Origin of the sequence: Kocuria atrinae C3-8, assembly GCF_000286355.1 — a bacterium.
GTDB lineage: Bacteria > Actinomycetota > Actinomycetes > Actinomycetales > Micrococcaceae > Kocuria > Kocuria atrinae_A.
In genome coordinates this window covers 1-8187 of sequence record NZ_AJXN01000147.1, presented here as the reverse complement: position 1 = coordinate 8187, position 8187 = coordinate 1, and the positions used below count along the sequence as shown (strand labels likewise).

The following is an 8187-nucleotide window of genomic DNA, read 5'->3' as shown; positions in this document are numbered from 1 at the left end:
ATATTTTGGCCTATAACCCGGACTCACTCTGTGCCGGGGTGGACGAGGCCGCTCTCGTAGGCCATGACGGCCAACTGCACGCGGTCGCGCAGGCCGACCTTGGTGAGCAACCGTGACACGTAGGTCTTGATCGTTGCCTCGCTGAGGAAAAGTTGACCTGCTATTTCGGTGTTGGACCTCCCCGTGGCTATCAGCCGCAGCACCTCGGTTTCACGCTCCGTCAGAGCGGGCAAGGCCACCGTCTGTGACGGCGAGGGTGCGAACTGTTCGAGCAGCCTCCGGGTCACTTGCGGGGCGAGCATTGCCTCGCCCTCCGAGACAATCTCCACGGCCCGAACGAGATCGGCGGGACGCAGATCTTTCAGAACGAACCCGGATGCCCCCGCCCGCACGGCGTCGTAGACGTACTCGTCCAGATCGAAGGTCGTGAGCACCAGCACCCTGGTCGCGGGGCGCTGCGCCACGATCCGGCGGGTGGCCTCGATCCCGTCCAACCGCGGCATTCGAATATCCATCAGCACTACATCCGGTGACAGTGCCCGGGCGCGCTCGATAGCTTCGACGCCGTCCGCGGCCTCACCGACGAGGTGGAACCCAGACTTCTCTAATATCAGCCGGAAACCCGCCCGGAGCAGGTCCTGGTCGTCGACGACCAACACCGAGATAGTCATGATGCCTCCAGAGGTAGGACGGCAACCACCATGAAGCCACGAGAGTCCGATGGCCCGGCACGTAAAGACCCGCCGTAGAGCTGAACCCGTTCGCGCATCCCGATCAGACCGTGACCCGAACCGGAGGTCTGGGCCATGGCCAACCCGTCATCGTGGACCCCCAATCGCAGCATGTCTGAGCCGTAATCGATGATCACCTCGATCGACGAGACCCCCGACGCATGTTGCCGTGTGTTGGTCAACGCCTCCTGGATGATCCGATAGGCCGCGAGGTCAACCCCCGCCGGTAGATTCCGTGGGGTGCCGTGCACCTCGAAAGTGACCGGTAGACCATTGGCCCTGGCCTCGTTCACGAGCTGTTCGACCGCGGCGAGTCCCGGTTGAGGTACCCGCAAAGCGGTCTCCTCCGGGTCTCGGAGCATCGTGACGAACCGCCTCATTTCGGCCAGTGCGTCGGCCCCGGTGCTGCGAATCGTCTCCAGTGAGCGGCGGACCTCCTCTTCGTCATCGGTGACGAGCTGGGCTGCACCCGCCTGGACGACGATCACGCTCATCGCGTGGGCCACCACGTCGTGCAGTTCACGCGCCATCCGGGTGCGCTCCTCGAGGATGGCCGCCGCAGCCGTCGTCGCAGCCTCACGATCGGCGTCGATCGCTCGTTGGCGCGCTGCGCAGCCTGGTTCGCCATCACCCGCTGCCAGGTTCCGAGAGCGTAGGCACCGAAGAGCACGCTCCAGTGAAAGACGATCTCATCCGGGTCCTGCAATTCAGGGACCAGCAAGTCTCCGACCAGCATGGTGCCGATGATCAGCGCCGCGCAAGGTAAGGTTCACGACCCTTTCCGTGGCGGGCCACAGCGAAGGTCGTCAGCACCATGGGAACGAACTGCCCGTAGAACAGGAGGAAGGTCACCCCGGCAATGTGCAGGCCGCTGAACAGCACGAACGTCACCCCGGCCGCAATCAACGGACGGGTGCGGCGCACCACCATGGCTGCCGCAACGATCACCACCTGCGCCGACGACAACCAGAGGTGCCCGTCTCCGGCTCGCGAGGCGAACGGGATCCAGATCTCCATCAGGCCGACAAGGAGCACCGCGAGGACGATCATCAGATCTACAAACCTGGGCCGGTGGCGCTCCATGAGTTAACGGTAGGCGAGATGCGCGCGCGTGGCGTCATCCCGTGGATGACAATAGTCGCGACGTGTGGCCGATGACGGGGGCAGCCCGTTGCGGTGTGCTGGAGACATGAACAAGAAACTCCGACTTCTCGTCGCCACCAGTCTCATACTCTTCGCGGCATTGTCGATCATCTGGACAATGCTCTTACCCGACCACTTCGATGATCCCTTCGACAGTCTGCTCGCCATCGCCGATGCCGGCGTGAGTGCCAGATCGCCATTCTGGCGCTGGCCGTCAGCCAGCTGGCCTGCATGATCGGCTTTGCCGGTGTTGGGGCATGGTTACACCCGGCCAGCCCCAAGTTGGCCATCATCGGTGGCTCGCTCACCGTGCTCGGCGGTTTCGGACATGCTGTTTACAGCGGTGTGGAGATGGCCCGCCAATCGATGGCTGCGGACCCGCTTGCCAACGCCGTGGCCGCCGGCCAACTACAGTCCTACCCGCCGCTCATACCGTTCATGATCGCCGGACTGCTCTGCACGGTGGTGGGCCTGATACTCCTGGGCATCGCTCACCTTCGTTCCGGTGCCGCACCGCGATGGACCGGCCCGGTGCTGCTTGCGTTCGTGGTTGTCGAGTTCGTCGGCAGCAACTTCACACAGTGGGCGACTTACCTGTCCGGCCTGCTTCTGCTCGGTGCTTGTGCCGGTCTGGTGGTGGGACTTCTGCGGGATCCACTGCTGCTGCCAACGCACAAAGACCCGATCTTGAGTGACGTCACGGTGGGTCGAGGGATCCCACAGCACCATTGATTCTTGGAGAGAGTTGCCCCGCCTGATGGCGGGGTATCTCTGTATTTACAGGTTACGCCGCGTCAGGTTCGTAGCAGGTGCGCCGATCCCGATAGAATCTGCCCATGCCGACCCGACATTCGGGGGACGGCTCCCTAACTGTCACCGCTCGCGTTGCGCTCGGCGCTGCACTCGTACTGGCCACGGGAACTGCCCTTTCCCCCCTCTTGTTCTCTCTCGATCCCGATGAAGAATCCACAGCTGTCAGCTGCACGACCTACGGTCTTGCGGCGGATGACCCCCGCGCGGAACCCACGCAGATCATCGATGCGAGTTTCCGCGCGGGCAGCACGTACTCCGCTGCGGGCGAGCTGGGGGAGATGGCGCAGACTTACGATCACAACGGTTTGACCGGGCAGTATCACGTGATCGACGGCGGCGTGAATACGGAGAAGCCCGTCGGATTGGTCATGCACTTGCACGGCGACGGCGCTCGGGAGTACCACGACCCCAGCGGCCGCACTACGTGCCTGGCCGCAGTGGCTGCTTCTCACAATGCGTTGCTGGTGGTGCCGCGCACTCCGGACAGGGCTCATGACCCCACCTGGTGGGAAAATCTCGACGCCAATCGCGATTGGCTGACGTCACTCGTGAACGACCGGATCCTGCAGGACTTCCCGGTAGACCGGGAGCGGATCACCTGGATGGGTTATTCCGGTGGCGCGGAGATGCTCAGCTACGGAATTCTCGCCGGCCCGCGAGATCTGGTCACCGCCGGAGCCGCAATGGTAGGTGGCGGCGGTGCCCCGTTGGACCTCGACAAGGCTGCCACGGAGTCTCAAATGGAGAGCATGCCCCTGTGGTGGATCACGGGCGAGGAAGATGACGGCTCCACTGAATCGGCTCCGTTCGACGCTGTGAGTGCCGCCGTCGCGGGCGCTGATTTCTACGACGATGAAGGCTTCCAAGAGGTTGATCTGGAGCTGCTGCCCGGTCACGACCACTACGACATGCCCGATGCGCGGATTCTGGACGACCTGATGAAAGCCGCCGACGCCTGAGATCGCGTCGCACATACTAAATCGTTTTTCACCTAAATTGTCCTCTGACTTGGGAGGATGTACGATTAACGCAAAAAATAATCAGCAGGGGGATGCTGTCATTTGATAGGCGCGTTGATGTGACGCGCAATCCGGACCGTCGGGGGACTGGGCCGGATGACTTTCACAGCACCTCATAGTTCATCGTCGTGAATTGACGGTGCCCGGCTACCCCTGTGTTCAATGGTTATCCGTTTGGGGGAAGCCTTGTCCGTGGAAAACCACCATAGGATTCACAACAGATCGACAATAGAAATAGCCGAGGACCGCGCCGTCTATCCGGTGGAGCAACCGCCGCAGGCGCGCACACTGGTCGATATCGTGCTCGATACGGTCTCGCAGTACCCGGACGCATCGCGCTGGAAGACGAACATCAGCGGGTGGCCTACGGCGAGCTCGAAGACCTCATCGAAACCCACGTCCAGCGGCTGTGGGACCTCGGTGTGGGGCGCGGTGACCGCGTCGGTATTCGCGTACCGTCCGGAAGCATCGACCTCTACGTGGCCATCCTGGCCACGCTCTTTGCCGGTGCGGCGTACGTTCCCGTTGACTGGGATGATCCCGATGAGCGCGCACGAACCGTGTGGGAAGAAGCCGGGGTAGCCGCTATTTTCGGTCGAAACCTCGACCTCACTCGGGTTGAGCAGATCAAGACCACCAACGACATCGGCTCGCCCCGCACTCGCGATGATGCCTGGATCATCTTCACCTCGGGCTCCACCGGCAAGCCCAAGGGCGTAGCCATTACCCACCGCTCGGCGGCCGCGCTCGTGGATGCGGAAGCGTTGATGTACCTCCAGCGCAGGCCCCTGGGACCGGGGGACCGAGTCATGGCCGGCCTGTCCGTAGCCTTCGACGCCTCTTGCGAGGAAATGTGGCTTGCATGGCGCCACGGCGCCACGCTGGTCCCGGCACCACGGGACATCGTGCGCTCCGGACCGGACCTGGGCCGGTGGATCGTGGAACATCACATCACCGCAGTTTCTACTGTCCCGACACTGGCATCGCTATGGCCCCGAGAAGCCTTGGACACCGTGCGGTTGCTGATTTTCGGCGGTGAGGCCTGTCCGTTGGAACTCACCAAACATTTGGTGCGTCCTGGCCGAGAAGTATGGAACACCTATGGGCCGACCGAAACCACGGTCATCGCCTCCGGCGCCATCCTCACGGGTGAGGATCCCGTGCGGATCGGGCTCCCCGTTCCGGGGTGGGAGCTCACCGTGGTGGACTCCGAGGGTCAGCCCGTGGCCTGGGGAGAAACCGGCGAACTGATCGTGGGCGGCGTCGGCCTGGGTCGCTATCTGGACCCCGCCAAGGACGCCGAAATGTACGCGCCGTTGCCTGCCCTGGGCTGGGAGCGGGCCTACCGCACCGGTGACGTGGTGCGCGCGGACAAGGAAGGTTTGGTGTTCGCCGGACGCGCGGACGACCAGGTCAAGGTGTCCGGGCGACGTCTCGAGCTCGGTGAGATCGACGACCACATGTCCCGGGTACCGGCGTGCGGGCCGGCGCGTGTGCGGTGCACTCCACTCCGGGCGGCAGCAGCGTGATCGCGGGCTACCTGGTCCCGGAATCCGAAGGTTCCGTGGACCTCGCTCAGGCGCGCGTATGGCTGTCCGAACGGTTGCCGGGACAGCTCGTTCCCGCGTTGTGCCTGATGGACGAACTGCCGCTCAAGACCTCGGGCAAGGTCGACCGCAAGGCACTGCCGTGGCCGCTGCCCAACTCCGGCGGGGATGACGAGCCGGACCTCGACCCGGATCTCGTCTGGCTCGCCGAACTGTGGGCGGACCAGCTCGGACCCCTGCCGTTCACCGCGGACAGTGATTTCTTCGCGCTGGGCGGCAGCTCGGTGGGCGTGGCTCGGCTGGTCTCTGCGCTGCGGCAGACCCACCCGGATACCGAGATTGCTCGTATCTACGCGGACCCCACTCTGCGCGGGATGGCCTCCTACCTGGAGACCTTGGAAGCATCGACCGACTCGAAGCGGGACCGGAACGGATGCCGGGGTGGACTGGGTGGGCCCAAGGGGCTTTCCTGGTGGGACTGTGCATCCTCAACGGCCTGCGCTACGTGATGGGTTCGCTCATCGTCGTGTGGGTGCTGTCTGTGGTGGTCGATGCTGCCTGGGTGCCTCGTCCTCCGTTCTGGCCCCTGTTCCTGGGGTGGCTCGTGATGTTCTCCCTGCCCGGACGTGTTCTCCTGGGAGCCGCCGCGGTGCGGGCCCTGAACGCGGGCCTCAAGCCCGGGCACTATCCGCGTGGCGGTTGGACCCACCTGCGGATCTGGGCTGCGGAACGCCTGGTGGTGTTCAACAAGTACGAACTTCTGCTGGGCACTCCGATGGCACGCACACTGCACCGACTGTTCGGCAACACGGTGGGCCACCGCGCCAGCCTCAACGCTCTGCCGCCCGTGACGGGTCTGGTGACCATTGGCGAGAACGCCTCGCTCGAACAGGAGACGGACATCGCCGGATACTGGCTGGACGGTGACACCCTGCACGTGGGTGCCATCGAGATCGGGGCGCACGCGCGACTCGGTACGCGCACGCTCCTGGACCCCGGGAGCCGCGTGGGCGAATGGGCAGAGATCTCGCCCGGTTCCCACGTGAGCGGAACGGTTCCGGACGGTGAACTGTGGGGCGGTTCGCCGCTGGTCTATCTGGGCACCGCGGGGGAGACCTGGCCCGAGGTGGCGCCGCAGGACGTTCCCACACTGGATCGTGGGGCAAATTCCAGGCCCACGTGGCCTATTCCGGTGGCGTGGCACTGATTTCCGTGCTGCCGTTGCTGGCCATCATTCCGGGTGCCGTGTTGGCGCTGATCGAGATCATTTTCCTGGAGCGCTACCAGGACGTCTTCTCGTTCCTGGCGCTGTGGGTTCCCGTGTTCACGGTGCTGACCGCGGCCACGTGGTTGTTGCTCGTGGCCGGGTGTATCCGACTCGTGGCGGACATGATCACCCCGGGATACTTCCCACACACCGGTAAGGTCGCGTGGGCCACGTGGTTGACGGAGATGCTGCTGCAGCGCACCCTGATCTCCACCTATCCCATTTATGCGTCCTGCGTGACCCCGTGGTTCATGCGCCTGTTGGGCGTTCGGGTCGGCCGCAACGTGGAGATTTCCACCATGGAGTCGATTCCGCACCTCACCTCCTTGAAGGACGGTTCCTTCCTGGCCGACCACTCACTGGTGGCCTCGCACCGCTCCGGTTTCGGCTGGCTGAATGTGGGTACCTCCGTCATTGGTGAGCGGACGTTCGTGGGTAACTCGGCGATCGTCGGTCCGGACCGGGACCTGCCGAACGATGTGCTGGTGGCCGTGCTCAGCTCGGCGCCCCACAAGGCCCCGGCCGGTTCATCCTGGCTCGGACGCAATGCGGAACCTATTGCGCGTGCGCAGGCCAACGCTGACGACGACGTGACGTTCCAACCGCCGCGCCGACTCAAGGCTGCCCGGGCCTTCGTGGAACTGTTCCGCGTGGTGCCGGCCATGGTGTCCGCGTGGATCGATCTGCTGATCGTTTTCACCCTGACCAGCATCTACATGGCCTACGGCCAGGGACTGAGCGGAGTGCTCTACACGTTCCTCTGGTCCGGTCCTGTCCTGATCGTCGCCAGTACGCTGGCGTGCCTGGTTCCCGTGCTGGTCAAGTGGTCCCTCATGGGCCGCTTCCGTGCGGGGGAGCGTCCGCTGTTCAGCTCGTTCGTGTGGCGCAATGAGCTCGCGGATGTCTTTGCCGAATCGCTGGCCGTGCCGTCCTTGGTGCGGTTGAGCATCGGCTCGCCCATGTTCAACATGTGGACCCGCCTGATGGGCGCCAAGATCGGTCGCAGCGTGTGGTGTGAGACCTGGTGGCTGCCGGAGTTCGACCTGGTAGAGCTCGAGGACCGCGTCTCCGTCAACCGGGGCACCGTGCTGCAGACCCACCTGTTCCACGACCGCATCATGCGCCTGGAACCCGTGACCCTGGAACAGGGCTCCACACTGGGGCCCAACAGCTTTGTGCTGCCCGGCGCCACGATCGAGCAGCGTTCCACGGTGGGCCCGGGTTCGCTGGTCATGCGCCAAGAAACCGTTCCTGCGGACGGCAACTGGGGCGGAAATCCCATCCAACACCTGGAACCGGGGGACCAGGCCATCAGTTCCCAGACGGTCCCCGGGCCGCCGGTGGCGGGTAAGCCCGTGCCGTTCTATTCCGCATCGAACTTCCGCATGGCGCCGTGGTCCACCACCGCGGACCAGGAGAATTCACAGGAGGCCATGAAGTGAGCGAGCAATCGACGAAGGTCGTGGTCGAGGGGCATCTTCCCCCGGGACATCGTCCCGCACCGGGACCTCGGCCAGAACGCGAAGTGTGGACCGGCGAGCACCACGACCGCGGCGAACCACTCACGGAAAGTGAGCTGTGGACCGCGCAGACCCCCATCATCACGGCTCCGCCCCGGCCCCAGTCTGCGGCTCCACGACAGGGCGCTGCCATGCGCAACGTTCCCA

10 protein-coding genes and 1 pseudogene are annotated in these 8187 nt (G+C 64.4%); 8 read left to right on the top strand and 3 right to left on the bottom strand.

The window, feature by feature from the left end:
- Positions 1-23: 23 nt before the first annotated feature.
- The 3 genes from YO9_RS0114360 to YO9_RS0114350 all read right to left on the bottom strand — a co-directional run bounded on the left by YO9_RS0114360 (position 24) and on the right by YO9_RS0114350 (position 1781).
- Positions 24-671 (bottom strand): response regulator, encoded by a 648-nt coding sequence (locus YO9_RS0114360; RefSeq protein WP_016998113.1) that lies wholly within the window; start codon positions 669-671, stop codon positions 24-26.
- Entirely contained in the window at positions 668-1261 is a 594-nt protein-coding gene (locus YO9_RS0114355; protein ID WP_016998112.1) for a sensor histidine kinase, read from the bottom strand. The genes YO9_RS0114360 and YO9_RS0114355 overlap by 4 nt, the downstream gene beginning before the upstream one ends.
- Before the next feature lie 217 nt (positions 1262-1478).
- Positions 1479-1781, bottom strand: coding sequence for a hypothetical protein (locus YO9_RS0114350; protein ID WP_016998111.1), 303 nt, complete (start codon positions 1779-1781; stop codon positions 1479-1481).
- 139 nt (positions 1782-1920) lie between these two features.
- Between YO9_RS0114350 and YO9_RS0114345 the strand changes: the two genes are divergently transcribed.
- The 8 genes and pseudogenes from YO9_RS0114345 to YO9_RS18925 form a co-directional block, all read left to right on the top strand.
- Positions 1921-2109 carry a hypothetical protein gene (locus YO9_RS0114345; RefSeq protein ID WP_016998110.1) on the top strand — a complete coding sequence of 63 codons (189 nt, stop codon included), beginning with the start codon at positions 1921-1923 and terminating at the stop codon, positions 2107-2109.
- Positions 2106-2606, top strand: coding sequence for a hypothetical protein (locus tag YO9_RS0114340; RefSeq protein WP_223286628.1), 501 nt, complete (start codon positions 2106-2108; stop codon positions 2604-2606). The genes YO9_RS0114345 and YO9_RS0114340 overlap by 4 nt, the downstream gene beginning before the upstream one ends.
- A gap of 104 nt (positions 2607-2710) precedes the next feature.
- Positions 2711-3646: an alpha/beta hydrolase family protein gene (locus tag YO9_RS0114335; RefSeq protein ID WP_223286627.1), complete on the top strand. Its 936-nt coding sequence runs from the start codon at positions 2711-2713 to the stop codon at positions 3644-3646.
- A gap of 419 nt (positions 3647-4065) precedes the next feature.
- The gene (locus YO9_RS18945; protein ID WP_262925710.1) at positions 4066-5235 is read left to right on the top strand and encodes an AMP-binding protein; all 1170 of its coding nucleotides are present in this window, start codon (positions 4066-4068) and stop codon (positions 5233-5235) included.
- The gene (locus tag YO9_RS18940) at positions 5232-5762 is read left to right on the top strand and encodes a phosphopantetheine-binding protein (protein ID WP_223286626.1); all 531 of its coding nucleotides are present in this window, start codon (positions 5232-5234) and stop codon (positions 5760-5762) included. The genes YO9_RS18945 and YO9_RS18940 overlap by 4 nt, the downstream gene beginning before the upstream one ends.
- A complete protein-coding gene (locus tag YO9_RS18935) occupies positions 5726-6460 on the top strand; it encodes a hypothetical protein (protein ID WP_223286625.1) in 735 nt (244 codons plus the stop codon). Before YO9_RS18940 ends, YO9_RS18935 begins: the two co-directional genes overlap by 37 nt.
- Positions 6433-7962, top strand: coding sequence for a hypothetical protein (locus YO9_RS18930; RefSeq protein ID WP_223286624.1), 1530 nt, complete (start codon positions 6433-6435; stop codon positions 7960-7962). Before YO9_RS18935 ends, YO9_RS18930 begins: the two co-directional genes overlap by 28 nt.
- A pseudogene (locus tag YO9_RS18925) lies at positions 7959-8187 on the top strand (hypothetical protein); the annotation flags it as partial. The gene YO9_RS18930 and the pseudogene YO9_RS18925, both read left to right, overlap by 4 nt.

Coding starts and splice junctions, on each gene's coding strand:
- YO9_RS0114345 (WP_016998110.1), top strand. CDS start 1,921: ATGAACAAGAAACTCCGACTTCTCGTCGCCACCAGTCTCATACTCTTC.
- YO9_RS0114360 (WP_016998113.1), bottom strand. CDS start 671: ATGACTATCTCGGTGTTGGTCGTCGACGACCAGGACCTGCTCCGGGCG.
- YO9_RS0114340 (WP_223286628.1), top strand. CDS start 2,106: ATGATCGGCTTTGCCGGTGTTGGGGCATGGTTACACCCGGCCAGCCCC.
- YO9_RS0114350 (WP_016998111.1), bottom strand. CDS start 1,781: ATGATCGTCCTCGCGGTGCTCCTTGTCGGCCTGATGGAGATCTGGATC.
- YO9_RS0114355 (WP_016998112.1), bottom strand. CDS start 1,261: ATGGCGCGTGAACTGCACGACGTGGTGGCCCACGCGATGAGCGTGATC.
- YO9_RS0114335 (WP_223286627.1), top strand. CDS start 2,711: ATGCCGACCCGACATTCGGGGGACGGCTCCCTAACTGTCACCGCTCGC.